The organism is Salmonella sp. SAL4457, assembly GCF_046548235.1.
Classification (GTDB): domain Bacteria; phylum Pseudomonadota; class Gammaproteobacteria; order Enterobacterales; family Enterobacteriaceae; genus Salmonella; species Salmonella enterica.
On record NZ_JBGDZO010000003.1, the window covers coordinates 339,588 to 359,962 of the forward strand.

Annotated in this window: 20 protein-coding genes; 4 read left to right on the forward strand and 16 right to left on the reverse strand. The window is 53.5% G+C overall.

The window, feature by feature from the left end; all coding sequences use genetic code 11:
* Window positions 1-24: 24 nt before the first annotated feature.
* Together ribD and nrdR are read right to left on the reverse strand one after the other, a co-directional pair.
* Window positions 25-1,128 (reverse strand): bifunctional diaminohydroxyphosphoribosylaminopyrimidine deaminase/5-amino-6-(5-phosphoribosylamino)uracil reductase RibD, encoded by a 1,104-nt coding sequence (ribD, locus tag ACLJNW_RS12775; RefSeq protein WP_001150216.1) that lies wholly within the window; start codon window positions 1,126-1,128, stop codon window positions 25-27.
* Between the two features lie 3 nt (window positions 1,129-1,131).
* Entirely contained in the window at window positions 1,132-1,581 is a 450-nt protein-coding gene (gene nrdR / locus ACLJNW_RS12780; RefSeq protein WP_000543533.1) for a transcriptional regulator NrdR, read from the reverse strand.
* A gap of 151 nt (window positions 1,582-1,732) precedes the next feature.
* Here nrdR and ACLJNW_RS12785 point away from each other — a divergent pair, with 151 nt between their 5' ends.
* Complete coding sequence (locus ACLJNW_RS12785; protein WP_000198484.1) at window positions 1,733-2,272, forward strand: DUF3251 domain-containing protein; 540 nt, start codon at window positions 1,733-1,735, stop codon at window positions 2,270-2,272.
* A 299-nt stretch (window positions 2,273-2,571) separates the two neighbouring features.
* Entirely contained in the window at window positions 2,572-3,435 is an 864-nt protein-coding gene (locus ACLJNW_RS12790; RefSeq protein ID WP_000752021.1) for a nucleoside-specific channel-forming protein Tsx, read from the forward strand.
* Window positions 3,436-3,518: 83 nt separating this feature from the next.
* On the opposite strand, the gene ACLJNW_RS12795 is transcribed toward ACLJNW_RS12790, so the two are convergent.
* From ACLJNW_RS12795 to queA, 9 genes are all read right to left on the reverse strand, one after another.
* A complete protein-coding gene (locus ACLJNW_RS12795; protein ID WP_000176312.1) occupies window positions 3,519-3,626 on the reverse strand; it encodes a type I toxin-antitoxin system toxin Ldr family protein in 108 nt (35 codons plus the stop codon).
* A gap of 437 nt (window positions 3,627-4,063) precedes the next feature.
* A complete protein-coding gene (gene yajD, locus ACLJNW_RS12800; RefSeq protein WP_024154478.1) occupies window positions 4,064-4,411 on the reverse strand; it encodes an HNH nuclease YajD in 348 nt (115 codons plus the stop codon).
* A gap of 169 nt (window positions 4,412-4,580) precedes the next feature.
* Entirely contained in the window at window positions 4,581-5,273 is a 693-nt protein-coding gene (locus tag ACLJNW_RS12805) for a helix-turn-helix transcriptional regulator (RefSeq protein WP_000198318.1), read from the reverse strand.
* 25 nt (window positions 5,274-5,298) lie between these two features.
* The gene (locus tag ACLJNW_RS12810) at window positions 5,299-5,664 is read right to left on the reverse strand and encodes a VOC family protein (protein ID WP_000793035.1); all 366 of its coding nucleotides are present in this window, start codon (window positions 5,662-5,664) and stop codon (window positions 5,299-5,301) included.
* A 147-nt stretch (window positions 5,665-5,811) separates the two neighbouring features.
* Window positions 5,812-6,783, reverse strand: coding sequence for a protein translocase subunit SecF (gene secF / locus ACLJNW_RS12815; protein ID WP_000046629.1), 972 nt, complete (start codon window positions 6,781-6,783; stop codon window positions 5,812-5,814).
* 10 nt (window positions 6,784-6,793) lie between these two features.
* A complete protein-coding gene (gene secD / locus ACLJNW_RS12820; RefSeq protein ID WP_000934811.1) occupies window positions 6,794-8,641 on the reverse strand; it encodes a protein translocase subunit SecD in 1,848 nt (615 codons plus the stop codon).
* Window positions 8,642-8,668: 27 nt separating this feature from the next.
* The gene (gene yajC / locus ACLJNW_RS12825) at window positions 8,669-9,001 is read right to left on the reverse strand and encodes a preprotein translocase subunit YajC (RefSeq protein WP_000007628.1); all 333 of its coding nucleotides are present in this window, start codon (window positions 8,999-9,001) and stop codon (window positions 8,669-8,671) included.
* 22 nt (window positions 9,002-9,023) lie between these two features.
* Window positions 9,024-10,151, reverse strand: coding sequence for a tRNA guanosine(34) transglycosylase Tgt (gene tgt / locus ACLJNW_RS12830; RefSeq protein ID WP_000667305.1), 1,128 nt, complete (start codon window positions 10,149-10,151; stop codon window positions 9,024-9,026).
* Window positions 10,152-10,347: 196 nt separating this feature from the next.
* Window positions 10,348-11,412, reverse strand: a complete 1,065-nt coding sequence (queA, locus tag ACLJNW_RS12835; protein ID WP_001266530.1) for a tRNA preQ1(34) S-adenosylmethionine ribosyltransferase-isomerase QueA — start codon at window positions 11,410-11,412, stop codon at window positions 10,348-10,350.
* Between the two features lie 93 nt (window positions 11,413-11,505).
* Between queA and acpH the strand changes: the two genes are divergently transcribed.
* Together acpH and ACLJNW_RS12845 are read left to right on the forward strand one after the other, a co-directional pair.
* A complete protein-coding gene (gene acpH / locus ACLJNW_RS12840) occupies window positions 11,506-12,087 on the forward strand; it encodes an ACP phosphodiesterase (protein WP_001009858.1) in 582 nt (193 codons plus the stop codon).
* 209 nt (window positions 12,088-12,296) lie between these two features.
* A complete protein-coding gene (locus ACLJNW_RS12845) occupies window positions 12,297-12,899 on the forward strand; it encodes a peroxiredoxin (protein ID WP_000244731.1) in 603 nt (200 codons plus the stop codon).
* Window positions 12,900-12,970: 71 nt separating this feature from the next.
* Here ACLJNW_RS12845 and malZ read toward each other — a convergent pair whose 3' ends face one another.
* From malZ to phoB, 5 genes are all read right to left on the reverse strand, one after another.
* On the reverse strand, window positions 12,971-14,788 hold the full coding sequence (malZ, locus tag ACLJNW_RS12850; RefSeq protein ID WP_000930727.1) for a maltodextrin glucosidase: 1,818 nt from the start codon (window positions 14,786-14,788) through the stop codon (window positions 12,971-12,973).
* A 161-nt stretch (window positions 14,789-14,949) separates the two neighbouring features.
* Window positions 14,950-16,320 carry a proline-specific permease ProY gene (gene proY, locus ACLJNW_RS12855; protein WP_001555879.1) on the reverse strand — a complete coding sequence of 457 codons (1,371 nt, stop codon included), beginning with the start codon at window positions 16,318-16,320 and terminating at the stop codon, window positions 14,950-14,952.
* A 74-nt stretch (window positions 16,321-16,394) separates the two neighbouring features.
* Window positions 16,395-17,714, reverse strand: a complete 1,320-nt coding sequence (gene brnQ, locus ACLJNW_RS12860; RefSeq protein WP_000149625.1) for a branched-chain amino acid transporter carrier protein BrnQ — start codon at window positions 17,712-17,714, stop codon at window positions 16,395-16,397.
* A gap of 408 nt (window positions 17,715-18,122) precedes the next feature.
* Entirely contained in the window at window positions 18,123-19,418 is a 1,296-nt protein-coding gene (gene phoR / locus ACLJNW_RS12865; protein WP_000893645.1) for a phosphate regulon sensor histidine kinase PhoR, read from the reverse strand.
* Between the two features lie 69 nt (window positions 19,419-19,487).
* On the reverse strand, window positions 19,488-20,177 hold the full coding sequence (phoB, locus tag ACLJNW_RS12870; RefSeq protein ID WP_000113921.1) for a phosphate response regulator transcription factor PhoB: 690 nt from the start codon (window positions 20,175-20,177) through the stop codon (window positions 19,488-19,490).
* Window positions 20,178-20,375: the final 198 nt, after the last annotated feature.

A 20,375-nucleotide genomic window follows, 5' to 3' on the forward strand; every position in this document is an offset into this window, starting at 1 on the left:
CTGCTCCCCTTTCGACGGGAGAACTCATGCGCTCACCATATGCAGGCAAACATCCGGGCCGACATGGCGTATTTCGCTGAAGGTAAATTGCGGCGCGTCGGCGAGCTTCTCAAGCCCCGGCAATTCGCATAATCCCCGCGCCTGGGTTCCCAACAATTTAGGCGCGACATAGACAATCAGTTCATCCACCAGCCCGGCTTGCAACAACGCGCCTGCCAGTCCCGGTCCGGCTTCAACCCATATGCTATTAATCTGCTGCCTGCCTAACTGCATCATCAGTACAACCAGATCCAAATGTCCGTTGTGCGCCGGCACGCTGATAGTACGAACCGCATCGGGCCACGCGCGGCTATCTTCCTGGGTACGCGCGATCCACGTTTCGCCAGGCTGCTGCACAATACGATGCGCAGGCGTTACCCGGTTTTGGCTGTCGATAACAATTCGCACCGGCTGGCGCAGATTTTCCTGCGGGTAAGACGCCTGCGTAGAGGCATCTAACTCCGCCCAACGCACCGTCAAGGCCGGATCGTCAGCCAATACCGTCGCGCTACTGGTTAAGATAGCGTGGCTTTGCGCACGCAAGCGCTGAACGTCGCGCCGGGCCTGCGGCGAGGTGATCCACTGGCTTTCGCCGCTGGCCATCGCCGTCCGTCCGTCGACGGAGGCGCCCAGTTTAAGCTGAAGATAAGGGAATCCGGTACGCATCCGCTTGAGGAAGCCTTTATTGAGCGCCTCCGCTTCACTCATCATTAACCCGTGGCTGACCGCAATACCCGCCTGTTGCAGGCGATACAGCCCACGCCCGGCGACCTGTGGGTTCGGGTCCTGCATCGCGGCGACCACGCGCGCGACGCCGGCCGCAATCAGCGCATCGCAACATGGCGGCGTTCGCCCATGATGGCTACAGGGTTCAAGCGTGACATAGGCGGTTGCGCCTTTGGCTTTTGCGCCCGCCATCCGCAGCGCATGAACCTCGGCGTGCGGCTCTCCGGCGCGATGGTGATAACCTTCGCCGACGATGTCGCCATTGTTAACAATGACACAGCCGACATTAGGGTTCGGGTGAGTGGTGAAACGTCCACGCTGCGCCAGTTTGAGCGCTCGCGCCATGTAAAACTCATCCTGCATGGCTTAGTCCTGTAGGCGAGCGATTTCTTCGCCAAAGTCTTTGATATCTTCGAAACTGCGATAGACGGAGGCAAAGCGAATATACGCGACTTTATCGAGTTTTTTCAGCTGCTCCATGACCAGGTTGCCAATCATCTTGCTGGGAACTTCACGCTCCCCAGTGGCACGTAATTGTGACTTAATATGGTTCAATGCCATTTCAACATCATCTGCGCTGACGGGTCTTTTTTCCAGCGCTCTCAACATGCCGCTACGCAGCTTATCCTCATTAAAGGGTTCGCGCACATCGTTGCTTTTTATCACGCGCGGCATGACCAGTTCAGCCACTTCAAAGGTCGTAAAGCGTTCATTACACACCAGGCACTGCCGACGGCGGCGCACGGACGAGCCCTCGCCTACAAGACGAGAGTCAATGACTTTGGTATCTACGGCGAAACAAAATGGGCAATGCATACGGCGTCCTGACCAGATGATTTAGGAAATGCTATTTTACCCTGAACTGGCGCGACAACAAAGGCGGAGCGCTTTTGAGATAAAGGATCGGTGCCTTTGTGCGTATAGCGCACTACCATTACGCTATCGAACCATGAAGGAAATGATCGACATGACAAGACGTTACCTAAGAATTCTCCTGGTGGGAAGTCTCTTGAGCCTGACCGCCTGCGCGCCGCAGAGCGAAGTTCGCCAGATGCATCAAAGCATTAGCACCCTGAATAAAGAGATGACCCAACTGAATCAGGAAACGGTAAAAATTACCCAACAAAATAAGCTGAATGCGGAGTCAACCCGCGGCGTCTATTTGTTGCCTGGCGCCAATACGCCTGCCCGGCTGGAGAGCCAGATCGGTACGCTACGTATGACATTGCTGGAAATTACGCCTGTCGCAGACGGCGCTCACGCAACGTTACACATTCAGGGCGAGTCCCGCGATCCGCTGCCGGCATTCAGCGCTACCGTAGAGTACGGGCAACTTCAGGGCACTACGGAGAACTATCAGGAGGTGAATGCACAGAGCCTTCTGGTAAATGCCCCTGCCAGCTTGCTGGCGCCCAGTGATGTCAATATTTCGTTACCGTTGAAGGGGATCACACCGGCGCAGTTAGGCTTCATTCGCATCCATGATATTCAGCCTGTTAATCAATAAACGTTCTGGCGGAGCGTTTTGTGCGTTCCGCAACATCCCCCGCGCGACTTTTGTTGCCCTACTGACATTTCCGTCATTTATGACATGGATTGGTAATATTCATGAAAGATAGTACTGTCGCCGCGTCTAAAATGCGCAAACGTGAACGCAATCGATTACGTAAATGATAGATATGTGAAACAAGACATATTTTTGTGAGCAATGATTTTTATAATAGGCTCCGCAGAAACACGAAATATTTAGAAACGCAAATTGCGTTCTTTTCACTCCCGCAAGGGATTTCAAACAGTGGCATACATATGAAAAAAACTTTACTCGCAGTCAGCGCAGCGCTGGCGCTCACCTCATCTTTTACTGCTAACGCAGCAGAAAATGATCAGCCGCAGTATTTGTCCGACTGGTGGCACCAGAGCGTAAACGTGGTAGGCAGCTACCATACCCGTTTCTCGCCGAAATTGAACAACGACGTCTATCTGGAATATGAAGCATTTGCCAAAAAAGACTGGTTTGATTTCTACGGCTATATCGATATTCCCAAAACCTTTGATTGGGGTAACGGCAACGATAAAGGTATCTGGTCCGACGGTTCTCCGCTGTTCATGGAAATCGAACCGCGTTTCTCAATTGATAAGCTGACCGGCGCAGACCTGAGCTTCGGCCCGTTTAAAGAGTGGTATTTCGCCAACAACTACATCTACGATATGGGCGATAACAAAGCCAGCCGCCAGAGCACGTGGTATATGGGTCTGGGGACCGATATCGACACAGGCCTGCCGATGGGTCTGTCGCTGAACGTGTATGCGAAATATCAGTGGCAAAACTACGGCGCGTCCAATGAAAACGAATGGGACGGCTACCGTTTCAAAGTGAAATACTTCGTCCCCATCACCGATCTGTGGGGCGGTAAACTGAGCTATATCGGCTTTACCAACTTTGACTGGGGATCTGATTTAGGCGACGATCCGAACCGTACCAGCAACTCCATCGCTTCCAGCCATATCCTGGCGCTGAACTACGATCACTGGCACTACTCGGTCGTTGCGCGTTACTTCCATAACGGCGGACAGTGGCAGAATGGCGCAAAACTGAACTGGGGCGACGGCGATTTCAGCGCGAAATCTACCGGCTGGGGCGGCTACCTGGTCGTGGGTTACAACTTCTAAACCTGCAAAAAAGGCCAGAGGTCGTCCTCTGGCCCGTTTCGGGCGCATGCTGCCATGCGGCGGCGAGTCGCGCCCACTTCACATTACTTCCGGCGATGCCACCAGCCTAAAAACAGACCTGTCGCAATCCCGACCAGCGTTGGTGCCGCCAGATCGTGCCAGATAGTAATGCTCAACTCTGTGAGCGTCATATTGCCGCCTTTGTTGCAATGGCAACGGTTCGCGGCTATCCTCAACTTGTCTGGAGTCAAGTTAGCCCCCGTAATGTTGCCGGTGAATACCGAACAATGTGCGGGGGTTTTCTCTTTCCAGCGACAAGGCCACCGGGGATCAAGCCCCCGCAACATTGCGCCTCACCGGGTTGCCCCGGCTTACCGCTGATTCTACTCTGCTCGCCAGTATCGGCAGGACTTAAAAACAAAAAAATCCCAACCTTGCGATCGGGATTCCAGTGACAATGTATGCGTTACAGGACATTTGGGGCTGGCGACAAACTCCGGGGCTGAAAAAATGCCAGATTGCATCCGACCTACGAAAACCAATAATTCATTTATATTGCGGATTCCGTTGGGTGGAGCGAAGCGTAACCTAACATTCAACAGCACCAACAGCTTTGTCAGCAGTCTGCTTATTTCTTTTTGTTCATCATCGCTTTCAGATCGGCAAACGGGTTATAAGTCGCCTCGCCGACATCTTTTTGCGCATCTTCCCCGGCAATGACCGTCGAACCGTACTGATCGGCTTCGGTATATTTAGAATGCTCATGATCGTGGCAGTAGATGCACAATAGCTCCCAGTTGCTGCCGTCTTCCGGGTTATTGGTGTGGTCATGATCGATATGATGCACCGTCAGCTCACGCAGATTTGAATACACAAACTCACGGGAACAACGTCCGCACACCCACGGAAACAGCTTCAGCGCTTTTTCACGATAGCCGCTTTCCAGGCGCGCGTAGTTTTTTGGGATGATAGCCATAATTAACAGGTACCTGAATAATACAAAGGGTTATGCCCAGTTTCCCGCGAAGCCGGGCTTTTAGCAATGATTCTGTGCAACTTATATATCCAGGTAAGCAAGGCTATTTCAGGCAAACTGATGACCAATCAACCCGTTTTACAAGCGTTAGAGGTATCGCTATCACATCTTACGGCATTTTTTCGTGCTCGACTTTTCGCAAAAAATCACGCAAAGAACGGTCGATTGTTTCACGAAATCGCCGGTTAAGCGGAGTAATTTGTAAACAGCGATCGAGGCGAAAACACCGATAGTCTTCCCGTCTCTCACACCAGGCAACCAGCAGCCAGTGCTCTCCCCAGAAAAACAATCCCAGCGGTTGTATATCCCGCGAAGAGAGATGCCCCGCTTCATCACGATAATGTAGCGCCAACACCTGCTGCGCCGAAACGGCCTGATGGATAAGATCAAACGCGCTGCGCGAATGTGGAGATGTACCCAAATCCGGAGCGTAAATCCGTGTCTGCTCCGCTTTACGGCGGCTCTCTTCCGGCAAAATGGCCAACACTTTTTCCTGGGCGGATTCAAGCTCGCGTGATAGCGAATCGCCGCCCCAGGTTTTCAATAACCGTATAGCCACCATCAGTGCTTCCGATTCACGATGGGTAAGCATCAAGGGTGGCAGATCAAAACCTGCCATTAAACGGTATCCGCTCCCCGCTTCACCTTCGACAGGCACACCGGATAACGACAGATCGCGAATATCGCGATAAATCGTCCGTTCAGAAACCGCAAGCCGCTGTGCCAACAGCGCTGCCGTCGTCAGTCGTCTACCCCGCAAAATTTGCACGATCTGAAACAAACGGTCAGCGCGTCTGGTCATATTGACTCTCTACATTTAGCAAATATCACGCAGGTTGATGTAAACCTATTCGGTTGCCTTCGCTGTCAATAAACAACGCGATGGTTCCAATGTCATCTCCGGGAACCATGGGTTCCAGAACACACTTGCCACCGGCAAGGACGACACGTTCAATCGAGGCTAACAAATCGGCGGTATGCAGATAAATAACGACTCCCTGCGCAACTGGAGCGACATCATCCTGCTTTATCAGCGCTCCGCCGGGTCCGGGTTCAGCATACGGGAATACGGCCAGGTCCGCCCCATCCATGGTTTCCCGACGTAACGATATCTGCATCACTTGCTCATAAAAGGCGATTGCACGCGCCATATCAGTAACTGGAATTTCAAACCAGTTAATCAAGTTTTTCATACATCCTCCTGCGAGTGTGGGTAAATTCATGAGGAGTGTATGACAGGGCTCCTGACAGCATACTGTCAGTAATGTTTATCGTCATGGTACATAAATAAAAAAATCCCGATCGCATGACCGGGATTCAGATAACACTTAAATACGTGTTTACGGCAGAATGGACGGCTGATCCGCCCCTTCTTTTTCGACTTTCTGCTGCAGCATATGCTCGCGCTTCATACCGAGTTTCAGCGCCAGCGCCGATGCGACATAGATAGAAGATGCCGTACCAATAGAGACACCGATCAGCATCGTCAGCGAGAAGCCTTCCAGTACCGGACCGCCGAAGAGGTACAGCATCAGAATTACCACTAACGTCGTACCGGAGGTAATCAACGTACGGTGTAGCGTCTGGGTCAGCGACACGTTAAAGATTTCGTAAGGCGTCCCGCGACGGATTTTGCGGAAGTTTTCACGAATACGGTCAGAGACCACGATACTGTCATTCAGCGAGTAACCGATCACCGACATCAACGATGCCACAATGGTCAGGTCAATCTCGATATGGAAAAGCGACAGTATCCCCAGCGTAATGATCACGTCGTGCGCCAGCGCGATGACCACCCCTGCCGCCAGTCGCCACTCAAAGCGGAAACCGACATAAACGAGGATAGAGATCAACGCCACCAGCAGCGCCATAGCGCCGGTTTGCGCCAGATCGGCGCCCACGCTTGGCCCCACGAATTCAATACGCTTCACGGCCGCATTCTGGTTGGTGGCTTCATTAATGATCGTCACCACTTTGCTACCCAGTACCTGACCGCCGGTTTCACCTTCGGTTGGCGGCATACGCACCATAATGTCGTGACTGCTGCCAAAGTTCTGCAACTGCGGCTCTTCATAGCCCGCTTTTTGCAGCGCTTCGCGCATCACGTCCATTTCAGCCGGTTTTTCCAGCGTGATTTCAATTACCGTACCACCGGTGAAATCCAGCCCCCAGTTAAACCCGCGTACGCCCATAATGACAATGGCCGCGATCAGCAACAGCCCGGAGATGCCGAATGCCCAGAAGTCCCAGCGCATAAAGTCATAGACTTTACGGCCGTGGTTTAGTTGTTCAACAGTGTATTCCTGTGCCACATCGCACTCCTCAGATTGACAGCTTAGTGACGCGCTTGCCGCCATATAGCAGGTTTACGATAGCACGCGTACCGATAATCGCGGTAAACATCGACGTCGCCACACCGATACCGGTCGTAATCGCGAACCCTTTAATTGCCCCGGTACCGACAGCATACAGAATGATGACTTTAATCAGCGTCGTGATGTTCGCATCGAAGATGGAACTGAACGCGCCGGCATAGCCTTCGTTTATCGCCTGCTGTACCGTGCGGCCATTACTCAACTCTTCTTTGATACGTTCGTTAATCAGAACGTTGGCGTCGACCGCCACCGCAAGGGTTAACACGATACCCGCAATCCCCGGCATACTGAGCGTTGCCCCCGGCAACAGCGACATGATACCGACAATCAACACCAGGTTAGCCACTAACGCGCTGGTCGCAATCAGACCAAACTTCTTATAGAAGAAGATCATGAACAGGATGGAGACCACCAGACCGGCCAGACAGGCTTCCAGGCCCTGCTTGATGTTCTGCATACCCAGAGTCGGGCCAATGGTGCGCTCTTCAACGATCTGAATCGGCGCAATCAGGGCGCCCGCACGCAGCAACAACGAGAGCTGACGCGCTTCGTTCGGGTTGCTGATACCGGTAATACGGAAGCTGTTACCCAGCCGGGACTGGATGTTGGCAATGTTAATCACTTCTTCCTGTTTCACCAGTACGGCGCGACCGTTAGCGTCTTTCTTACCGCTGTCTTTATACTCCACAAACAGGGTCGCCATCGGTTTGCCGATATTGTCCTTAGTGAAGTTAGACATGATATTGCCGCCTGCGCTATCCAGCGAGATGTTAACCTGCGGTTGGTTATATTCATCCTGGCTGGACGTCGAGTCGGTGATATGGTCGCCGGTGAGGATCACGCGTTTGTACAATACCACCGGCTGACCTTCGCGGGTCTGTTTCACTTCGGAATCACCCGGTACGCGCCCGGCAGCAGCGGCGGCCTGGTCAACGTTGGTATTCACCAGACGGAATTCCAGCGTCGCGGTCGCGCCGAGAATTTCTTTCGCGCGAGCGGTATCCTGGATACCCGGCAGCTCAACCACAATACGGTCTGCGCCCTGGCGTTGTACGACAGGCTCCGCGACGCCCAGTTGGTTAACACGGTTACGCAGAATATTAATGTTCTGCTGAACGGCGTATTCACGCGCTTCGCTCAGGCGCGCATCGGTCATTACCGCGCGAAGTTGATTACCGCTCTGGCTGGAAATCACCAGGTCACGATGACGCGGCGTCAGATAGGCGATCGCCTCATCACGCGCTTTGCTGTCACGGAACGTGATGCTCAACCCATAATTATTTTCTTTACGAACGGTGGTATAAGGAATGCCTTTTTCACGCAGATCGCTGCGCAGGCTATCGATATTTTGTTCCTGGAGTTTACCTAACGCGGTATCCATATCCACTTCCATCAGGAAGTGAACGCCGCCGCGCAGATCAAGACCGAGCTTCATCGGATCGGCGTGAATAGCCGCCAACCAGCGCGGCGTAGCCGGCGCAAGGTTAAGCGCCACGACATATTTATCCCCCAGCACGCTCATCAGCGCTTCACGGGCGCGTAGCTGGGTATCGGTGGTGTCGAAGCGCGCAAGAATAGCGCCCTCTTCCAGTGCCACAGACTTAGCGGGAATTTTTTCTTCTTGTAACGTTTTCTGGACCTGGATCAGCGTTTGCTCACTGGCGGCGACGCCGCGCACGCCAGTGATTTGAACAGCCGGATCCTCACCATACAGGTTGGGAAGTGCGTAAAGCAGGCCGACGATAATCACGACGACCAGCATGATGTACTTCCACAAAGGATAACGGTTTAACACGGCAGTTCCCTTTGGGAAAACGAAATATTACAGCGCCTTCATGGTGCCTTTCGGCAGAACGGCAGCTACGAAGTCACGTTTGATAACCACTTCCGTGGTGTCATTCAGCGCGATGGCAATGTAGCCGGCTTCCGCTACTTTGGTCACTCGACCGACCAGACCGCCATTCGTCAGAACTTCATCACCTTTCGCAATGGAGTCCATCAGCTTTTTGTGCTCTTTGGTGCGCTTCTGCTGCGGGCGCAGGATCATGAAATAGAAAATCAGACCAAACACCACCAGCATTAAAATCAGAGACATCGGGCTGCCCTGCGCTGGAGCACCTGTTGCCGCTACCGCATCAGAAATAAAAAAGCTCATTCAAATTCCCTCATTATTAAAATTAATCAACGTTCAAAGGTGGAACGGGTCGCCCCTGACGTTGGTAAAACTCGGTTACGAAGCTCTCTAATTTACCCTCTTCAATAGCCTTGCGTAAACCCGCCATCAAACGCTGGTAGTAACGCAAGTTATGAATGGTATTGAGACGCGCACCTAATATTTCGTTGCAACGGTCGAGATGATGCAAGTAAGCGCGTGAATAATTGCGACAGGTGTAGCAATCGCACTCGGCGTCAAGCGGGCTGGTGTCGCTTTTATGCTTTGCATTACGAATCTTCACCACGCCGTCGGTCACAAACAGATGACCATTACGGGCATTTCGCGTTGGCATGACACAGTCAAACATATCAATACCGCGACGCACCCCTTCCACCAGATCTTCCGGTTTACCCACGCCCATCAGGTAACGCGGTTTGTCAGCCGGGATCTGCGGGCAAACGTGCTCCAGAATGCGGTGCATATCTGCTTTCGGCTCACCGACAGCCAAACCGCCGACAGCGTAGCCATCAAAGCCAATCTCTACCAGACCTTTCACCGAGATATCGCGTAAATCTTCGTAAACGCTGCCCTGAATGATGCCAAAAAGCGCATTCTTATTGCCAAGGCTATCAAAACGGTCGCGGCTACGCTTCGCCCAACGCAACGACATCTCCATCGAGCGTTTAGCATAGTCCCAGTCTGCCGGGTACGGCGTACATTCATCAAAGATCATCACGATATCGGAACCGAGATCGTACTGGATCTCCATCGACTTTTCCGGATCGAGGAAAATCGGATCGCCGTTGATCGGGTTACGGAAGTGCACGCCTTGCTCGGTAATCTTACGAATATCGCCGAGGCTGAAGACCTGGAAGCCGCCGGAATCGGTGAGAATCGGCCCTTTCCACTGCATAAAATCGTGCAGATCGCCATGCAGCTTCATGATTTCCTGACCCGGGCGCAGCCACAGGTGGAAAGTGTTGCCGAGAATAATCTGCGCGCCGGTCGCTTCCACTTCTTCCGGCGTCATGCCTTTCACGGTACCGTAAGTACCCACAGGCATAAAGGCTGGCGTTTCCACTACGCCACGATCAAACACCAGACGACCGCGACGCGCACGACCATCGGTGGTATCTAACTCAAATTTCATTATCACTCCTGCGTCAGAAAAACAGTCCGACGTTTAACGACTCGCTACGGAATGATTCCATAGCTAATAAATTCCCGAAGACGTCATCGGCGCAGCCAGTTTGGGGTCGACCAGCGCACAGCCACCGGAGCGTACACGCAGTACGTGAGGATGGCGAGCACTGCCCGGCGTCAAAATGGCAAGTGAGATAGCCTTCTTACGGACGCTCAGAAATAGCCTGCGGATTGTACGTGATAAACATCGCGTCCCCGTAGCTAAAAAAGCGATATTTTTGTTCTACCGCAGTCTTATAGGCATTCATGGTGTGTTGATAACCGGCAAATGCGGAAACCAGCATAATCAACGTCGATTCCGGCAGATGGAAGTTGGTGATCAGCGCATCAATCACTTTGTATTGATAACCTGGATAAATAAAGATTTGCGTATCGCCGAAGAACGGCTCTATCAAATCGCTTTTTGCCGCCTGCGCCGCGCTTTCCAGCGAGCGTACCGAGGTGGTGCCGACAGCAATCACGCGGTTGCCGCGCGCTTTCGCCGCCAGCACCGCGTCGACCACCTCTTGCGGCACCTCAGCATATTCGGAGTGCATGATGTGATCTTCAATGGTATCGACACGCACCGGCTGGAAAGTGCCCGCGCCTACGTGTAGCGTAACAAACGCCATTTCGACACCTTTCTCACGAAGCGCCGCCAGCAGCGGCTCATCAAAGTGCAGCCCCGCGGTCGGCGCGGCGACGGCGCCCGGTTTTTCACTGTAGACCGTCTGGTACAGTTCGCGGTCGGCGTCCTCGTCCGGACGGTCGATATACGGCGGCAACGGCATATGGCCGATGGCGTTAAGAATATCCAGCACCGGACGCGGGTCATTAAACTCAACTTCAAACAGAGCGCCGTGACGCGCGGTCATGGTCGCGTGAATACTTTCGTCGTCGCCCAGCAGCAGTTCCGTACCCGGTTTTGGCGCTTTAGAAGCGCGAATATGCGCCAGGATGCGTTTATCATCGAGCATACGTTCGACCAGCACTTCTATCTTGCCGCCGCTGGCTTTACGGCCAAAGAGCCGCGCCGGGATCACGCGGGTATTATTGAAGACCAGCAAATCGCCAGGGTTGAGCTTATCGAGCAGATCGGTGAAAGTACCGTGCGTCAGCGCGCCCGTCGGCCCCTCTAATGACAGCAAACGGCAGCGACTGCGTTCCGGCTGTGGGTAGTGGGCAATCAGGGATTCGGGTAGTTCAAAGGAAAAATCGGTAACGCGCATGACTCTGACTCAGACTAAAATAAGAGGCGGGTAGTCTAGTGCCGGGGCGTTCCCGCTGCAACCGTTACCCGCTTTTTGGACAGAGAATCAATAATGAATTTTCTTGCTCACCTGCATCTGGCGCACCTTGCCGACAGCTCGCTTTCCGGTAATCTTCTGGCCGATTTTGTCCGCGGTAACCCGGCAACGCATTATCCTCCTGACGTGGTAGAGGGTATTTATATGCATCGGCGTATTGACGTCATGACCGACAACCTGCCGGAAGTTCGTGAGGCGCGAGAGTGGTTCCGCCATGAAACGCGGCGCGTGGCGCCCATTACGCTGGACGTCATGTGGGATCATTTTTTATCGCGTCACTGGACGCAAATCTCTCCCGATTTTCCACTTCAGGCGTTTGTCGGCTACGCCCATGCGCAGGTCGCGACGATTCTGCCCGACTCCCCGCCGCGCTTTGTCAACCTGAATGATTATCTTTGGTCAGAAAAATGGTTAGAGCGGTATCGCGATATGGATTTCATTCAAAACGTGCTGAATGGCATGGCGAATCGCCGTCCCCGGCTGGATGCCTTGCGTGATTCCTGGTACGATCTGGACGCGCACTACGACGCGTTAGAAGAGCGCTTCTGGCATTTTTATCCGCGTATGATGGCACAGGCCGCCCGCAAAGCGCTGTGACGGCCTGATAGCGAGGGCGTGCGTCAGATCCGCCGTTGGCAGAAAGATCGTTCGCTGTCATAAAAGGGTCATCATTACGATTTATAATGACCCGATCGATAGGCAAAAGCTGTCTCATTGATTGTCAAGACCGCATTGTTTTGTCGCTTCGCCCTCCCTATACTGCCCGCGTTGCGTTCTAAAACCCTTAATATTGCAGGAGAATTATTATGGTACTGGTTACTCGTCAGGCCCCGGATTTCACCGCTGCGGCGGTACTGGGTAGCGGTGAGATTGTTGATAAATTCAACTTCAAACAGCACACCAATGGTAAAACGACCGTTCTGTTCTTCTGGCCGATGGACTTCACTTTTGTTTGCCCGTCTGAGCTGATCGCCTTTGATAAACGTTATGAAGAATTCCAGAAGCGCGGCGTTGAAGTGGTCGGCGTTTCTTTCGACTCTGAGTTCGTTCACAACGCATGGCGTAACACCCCTGTCGATAAAGGCGGCATTGGCCCGGTGAAATACGCAATGGTCGCCGACGTGAAGCGTGAAATTCAGAAAGCTTACGGTATCGAACACCCGGACGAAGGCGTTGCGCTGCGCGGCTCTTTCCTGATTGACGCTAACGGTATTGTTCGCCACCAGGTCGTAAACGATCTGCCGCTGGGTCGTAATATCGACGAAATGCTGCGTATGGTCGACGCGCTGCAGTTCCACGAAGAGCACGGTGATGTCTGCCCGGCGCAGTGGGAAAAAGGCAAAGAAGGCATGAACGCCTCTCCGGACGGCGTGGCTAAATACCTGGCTGAGAACATTTCCAGCCTGTAAGTCAGTGCATTGATAAAAGGCTCGCGAATGCGAGCCTTTTTTATGCGTAAGGTGTTACGAACCACCTCGCCTCAACGATTCATCCATACCGTCGCGGAAATCGCGGGTAAACTAAGTCTTCCCTCGCGGATATCACCGCTTCCCGTTTTACATTGCCATCCGGCCACGTTCAGCAACGGCAACGCTTCCAGCGCCACTTCACAGGCCTCGCCCCGGTTAATCGCCACCAGCGCCCGCTGCTGCTGATAAACTCGCACGAATACCACTACGTCACCTTCGGCATACAGCGCCTGGCATCCGCCACGACGCAGCGCCAGACTGCTCTGGCGCAGTTTCGCCATACGCTGGTACAGCGCCAGCAAGTTGCCGTCCTGCTTGCGTTCATCCCATGGGAACGGTTTGCGGCACATGGGGTCATTTGCGCCGTCCACGCCGACTTCATCGCCGTAATAAATACATGGCACGCCGGGCCAGGTAAACAGCCAGACCACCGCCAGCGGCAGGCGCGCCGCGTCTTTACCCAGCAGAGTTTTAAAGCGCGCAGTATCATGGCTGTCGAGTTGATTAAACATGCGCAGTTGTTGCTGATGTGACAGCCCGGCGCGGTAGTTATCCATCCACGCGATACAGGTCCGGGCATCAATATGCTGTGGTTCGTAAGCGATATCAGTATTGGCGAGAAATCCCCATAGCGGGAAGGTGAAGCCGCGATAATTCATGGCGGCATCTTCCGCATCGGCCTGTAGCCACTGCCGCGCATCGCCGAAATGTTCCCCCACAATATAGGCTTCGGGCTGCGCCTCTTTTGCCGCCCGGGTAATACCGGCGACGTGCTGCAAATTATGACGCGCCCCGCCCGCCTCGCCCAGCATATGTACGACATCCAGCCGCCAGCCGTCCATATTCCACGGAGCCTTTAGCCAGTGACGAACGATACTGTCCTCACCGCGATAGATCTCATCGACCAGCGTTTCTGATTGATAATCGAGTTTCGGCAGGCTCGGATAACCCAGCCAGTCCAGCGCCACGCCTTGTGGTGAAAAGGAGTACCAGTCGCGCCACGGCGAGTCCGGGTGATGGCACGCGCCGCCAGTGCTGCGGTTATGCCTGTCAAACCACACATGCGAGTCGCCGCTATGATTAAACACGCCATCCAGCACCAGCCTCATGCCCTGCACCTGGGTTTTACGCCGCAGGCGTAGCAGCGCCCGATCGCCGCCAAATTGCGGATCGACATGGCGATAATCTTCCGTATCGTACTTATGGACGCTCGGCGCGGTAAATACCGGATTCAGATATAGCGCTGTGACGCCCAGTTTTTTCAGATACGGCAGCTTCTCACAAATGCCATTCAGACAGCCGCCGTAAAAGGTGGAACCGCCCGCCTGGGGGGTTAAAGGATCGTCCCAGTCGCGCAGCACAATCTCCTGACCTGCGGCATGATGGTAGTACACCCGGTCCTGCCCGGCTTCACGAGACTGGCTGCGGGCAAAACGATCCGGGAAGATCTGATAAAAAATTTGATCGGCGACCCACTGCGGGCCGCTATCCGGCACATCAACCGCAAATTGTTCCAGACGCGCAGGCGGAAAACGGCTAAATCCCTGTGGCGTAAACCAAAGCTGGCGGTCATGCCAAAGCAATTTAAAGCTGTAACGGCGACGGGGTTGCCCTAACGCGATATTGAGCGTCGCTCGCCACGCCGTCACGCCCGGCTGCGGCTGGCGGCGCTGTTTGCGCATCGCCAGTGAGATTTCTTCATTATCGAATTCTGAGCGCAACGTCACGCGAGACGGCGGATTTTCTCCGCTCAGCCACAGCGTAATGGTTAATTTATCGTTATGTTGCTTCACAAATGGGGCAACCGGTAAGTGCCAGGCATTCAACATCTCGTATCCCCTCTACTGAAAATGGGGCCACCTTGCCACAGAGATTTAAAGGATAACTCATCATCCAGGGGTTTATTAGGGGAGGAGGCTCCAGGAGGAGAAGCGGCTCCGCTTATCCGGTCTACCGTTGCCTGCAGACCGGATAAGGCAGAGAAAAACGACTACGCCTGCGCCAATTGACGGTCGCGACGGCGTTTAAATATCCAGCCAATCAACAGCAGAACTATCCAGGCGAAGCCCACATACAGTGAGATGCGGGTATCCGGATGGTAGCCGATAAGCGCAATAATGAAGACCAGGAAAATCAGACCCGCTATCGTCGTTACGACACCGCCCGGCACCTTAAATTTCAGCGCTTTTACCTCTTCCGGCGGTAAACGACGACGGAAGGCGATTTGCGACAGCAGGATCATAATCCATACCCATACCGTCGCAAACGTCGCCAGCGAAGCAATCACCAGGAAGACGTTTTCCGGCATGATGTAGTTCAGGTAAACCGCAAACAGCAGCGCAATCGTCATCACCAGCACAGTGACCCACGGAATACCACGGCGTGACGTTTTAGCAAAGACTTTCGGCGCGCTCCCCTGCTCCGCCATACCATGCAGCATACGGCCTACGCCAAACACATCGGAGTTGATAGCGGAAAGCGAGGCGGTCAATACCACAAAGTTCAGAATGCTGGCGGCAAAGGTAATCCCCATATGCTGGAACGTCAGCACAAATGGACTGCCGTTTGTGCCGACCTGATTCCACGGATAGATAGACATAATGACGAACAGCGTGCCGACATAAAATACCAGGATACGCATCGGTACTGAGTTAATGGCGCGCGGAATGGATTTCTCCGGGTCTTTCGCTTCCCCGGCGGTGATACCGATAATCTCAATCCCGCCGTAAGCGAACATCACCATTTGCAGCGACATGATCATTCCCAACCAGCCATTGCTGAAGAAGCCGCCGTTGCTCCACAGGTTATGAATGCCGGTCGGCTGCCCGCCGTTGCCAATTCCCCACACAATGATGCCGATACCCGCGACAATCATGATAATAATGGTGGCGACTTTGAAGAAGGAGAACCAAAACTCCAGCTCGCCGAACACCTTGACGCTCATCAGGTTGATGGCGCAAATGATCAGCACCACGCTAAGTACCCAAATCCAGTGCGGCACGGCGGGGAACCAGACTCCCATGTAAATGCCGAACGCGGTCACGTCGGCAATGGCGACGATCAGGATCTCAAAACAGTAGGTCCAGCCGGTAATGTAGCCCGCAAGCGGGCCGAGGTTTTCCTGCGCATAGCGCGAAAATGAGCTGGCGGCAGGGTTGTGAACGGACATTTCCCCCAATGCGCGCATAATGATATATGCCGCGACCCCGCCAATAATATAGGCCAACAGCACGCTCGGCCCCGCCATTTTGATGGCGTCCGCCGAGCCGTAAAACAGGCCGGTGCCGATTGCCGAACCTAATGCCATAAAGCGAATGTGCCGGGTGCTCAGCCCACGCTTTAGCTTATTATTGCTTTCCATCAATTTCTGACCTATCAACACAATAAAAAACCACGGGGCGTTAAGCCCCGTGGTGTACACATATGTCAGCGATTTTAGTGAGCGCTGGAGGTCACCTGCCGACCCGCCGCGCGATCCCAGATAATCGCCAGGATCACCATCACCACCGTTGGCATCAACCAAGCCAGTCCCTGTTCCGCCAGCGGCAAACGCTGACTCCAGGCTGGCAGCATATCGCCGAAGGCAGATGCTTTGATGCCGTCAAGGATACCAAAAAGCAGACTGATAAACATGGCCGGCGCGATGATACGGGTGGAATTATGCCACCATGAGCGGGTAAAACTTAATACAACCAGTGCGATACACGGCGGATAGATAGCCGTCAGCACCGGAATGGAGATTTGAATCAGATGGCTCAGTCCGAGGTTTGACACCACCATAGAGAAGCCGCCGAGAATAAAGACCAGCGTGCGGTAAGACAGCGGAATATACTGCGCGAAAAACTCAGCGCAGGCGCAGGTCAGCCCCACCGCCGTCACCAGACACGCGATAAAGATCAGCGCCGCCAGCAGGAAGCTTCCCGCGCCGCCAAAGGTATGCTGAACGTAGGCATGAAGAATCGCCGCGCCGTTCGCTGACTGATCGACCAGCGTCGCGCTGTCAGAACCTAAGCGGAACAAGGCAAGGTAAAGCAGCGTCAGCCCCACGCCCGCCATCAGGCCGGCCCAGACCGTGTAACGCGTCAACAGGCGCGCTTCGGTCACGCCGCGAGAACGCGCCGCGTTCACAATAACGATACCAAACACCATCGCGCCCAGCGTATCCATCGTCAGATAGCCGTTCACAAATCCGTTAGAAAAGGCCGCATTCTGATAAGCGTCCAGGGCGTTGCTGATTGGACCGGCAGGCCAAACGATAGCCGCGACGGACAGGATGACCAGCGCAATAATTTTCAACGGCGCCAGGAAATTCCCTACCGTATCCAGCAGCTTACCCGGATAGAGGGAAACCAGAATAACGATAGCGAAATAGACCACGCTGTAAATCAGCAACGGCATTGCAGAATCGCCAGTCAACGGAGCGATACCGACCTCAAACGACACCGTCGCGGTACGCGGCGTCGCAAATAACGGCCCGACGGCCAGATAGCAAACGGTCGCCAGCAGGAGTCCCGCCACTTTACCAATCGGCGTACTGAGGCTGTCTACGCCGCCGCCGACTTTCGCCAGCGCCACAACAGTAAGAACCGGTAGCCCTACGGCGGTAATCAGAAAGCCAATAGCGGCTGTCCAGACGTGTTCACCCGCCTGCAAACCGACCATAGGAGGAAAGATAATATTGCCTGCGCCAACGAACAGCGCAAATGTCATAAAGCCCAGGGCGATGATATCGCGCGATTTTAACTGATGGGTCATAAAGTCTTACTGCCTGTGGATGGTGATGTTGTAAACATTAAAATTTTTGCCTTTCCCGGAGGATTATAAAGCGGCGTTTTTTATCAATTTCAGCGGGAAAAGCTCCCGGACCGATGCGGCGAAGAATTGTTTTTCGATTTACCGCGCAAATGCAGTCGTAATGACAGCACCTGAAGCGCAATTTAAACGCTTATAACGTTTTAAAGCAAGGTGGGATCTAAAAACCAGATGAATATAGCGATATGAAATTTACAACCAGAATAAAACACCATTCTCATGAAAAAGTTATGGCTAATCATGCGAACAAAAAACCACCAAACGTTGAATGTTTCAACGAGCCCGTCTTAACTGCAAAGAAAATAAGCCAGCATCCGCTGGCTTATGGAAAGTTATACTTACGAAAGGCAATTAATCGCTATTTTTGGCAATTAAACGTTCCGGCAGCACAAAGCTAAATCGCGTTCCTTTGCCAGGCGAACTGTCGATTTCAAGGCGGCTTTCATGGTGATTCAACGCATGTTTCACAATCGCCAATCCCAGGCCGCTGCCGCCCGTTTGCCGCGAACGCGCTTTATCGACACGGTAGAAGCGTTCGGTCAGACGAGGAATATGCTCGGCAGCAATCCCCGGACCGTTATCTTGAATGCAAAACTCAGCGCCATGCGCGACACGTCGCCAGCTCACCGTAATATGCGTTCCCGCCGGCGTATGGTTTACCGCGTTATACACCAGGTTTGAGATCGCGCTACGTAGCTGCTCTTCGTTGCCCAGAACGCTAAGACTATCGTCGACCTCAAACGTAAAGGTATGTTTCTGCTGGCTGAGCGTCTGCGCTTCACGCTCCACGACCCGCAGCATCATCGGTACATCCACTTTTTCATTTAATAACAGCGCCGGGGCCGCCTCAATTTTAGACAGCGTAAGCAGTTGTTTTACCAGCCCTTCCATACGATACGTTTGCTCGCGCATCGTATGCAGCGCTTTCTCTCGCGTCGCCCCTTCCAGCGCCTGTTCCTGCATCATTTCCAGATAGCCTTGCAATACCGTCAAGGGCGTACGCAACTCATGGCTAACGTTGGCGAAAAAGTTACGTCTGGCGCCTTCAAGCTGATGCATTTGCGTCACATCGCGCGCCACCATCAGGAGTTGTTTATCGGTATAAGGCATGACGCGGATCTCCAGGTGCCGCCCGGTATTGAGCACCAAATGAAGCGGACGGGTGAAATCACGCGTTTTTAAATACTGGGTAAACTCCGGATAACGCAGTAGATTGAGAATATTCTGCCCGTTGTCATCCGGCCAGCGTAGCCCCAGTATCTGTTGCGCCAAACCGTTACACCAAAAAATGCCGCCCTCTTCTGTGGTCAGTACCACGGCATCAGGCAGCGACTCCGCGCCACTGCGAAAACGTTTAATCAGGTTCCCCAGCTCGCGGCGACGCTTCTTATTTCGCAACTGCATCTGGTGTAAACCGTATAACAGCGGTTCCCAACTTCCCCGTCCCGGCGGCGGCGTCATACTTCTGTCGACCCAAAGCCACCAGGAGAGGCGTAACAAATTCCAGAAATGCCAGACAAGCAGTCCCGTCACCGCCGCCAGTAAAAACCACGGCAGATAACCAAAAAAAGCGCTAAGGATAAGCGCGGGGATGCAACAGAGCACCAGCTCCAGCACCAGCCTTTTCCATGACAGCCGTTCCAGCACGCGTCATACTCCCTCAAGAATGGAAAGCCTTCTCCGCCAGAAACCTGTGTTCTACTGGCGGAAAAGGCATTAAAAGCGGGTCGAAAAACGATACCCTGTCCCGCGTACCGTTTGCACCATCCGGTCGTGGCCGCTGTGCTCCAGCGCCTTACGCAAACGGCGAATATGCACGTCGACCGTCCGGTCTTCAACGTACACATTGGTGCCCCAGACATGATTGAGTAGCTGCTCGCGACTGTAAACCCGTTCCGGGTGCGTCATAAAGAAATGGAGTAATTTAAATTCGGTCGGCCCCATATCCAGCGGGCTGTCGCCGGTCATCACGCGGTGAGAGCCGGGATCAAGGCTCAGTCCCTGCATCTCGATCACCTCTTCGACCGCCATCGGCGAGATGCGCCGCATAACGGCTTTAATGCGCGCCACCAACTCCTTGGGGGAAAACGGCTTGGTAATGTAATCGTCAGCGCCGGTTTCCAGCCCGCGCACACGATCTTCTTCCTCACCTCTTGCGGTCAGCATAACCACAGGAATATCCCGGGTCATGGCTTCACGTTTGAGATGTTTAATAAACTGTAACCCTGACCCGCCGGGCAACATCCAGTCAAGAAGGATGAGATCCGGCCAGGGTTCATTAAGTTTATTCACCGCACTGTCATAATCTTCGGCTTCTACGGGCTGAAAGCCATTTTGTTCGAGCACGAAGCACACCATTTCACGGATCGGCGCCTCATCTTCTACGACCAGAATACGTCTCGCCATAATTTGCCCTGTTAGTCGTTAGTTATCAATGCCGCGCCATTATGCGTCAGATTTATGACAGATTTATGAAAAAAAAAGGCGGCATTGACAGCATGTTGATGATTTATGACACCGGTGAAACCATGCATTACCGTGTACCGGCGGTAAATTGCGCCCAAAAATGGAAGGGATGACGTGTATAATCCCGTTCACGCTTTT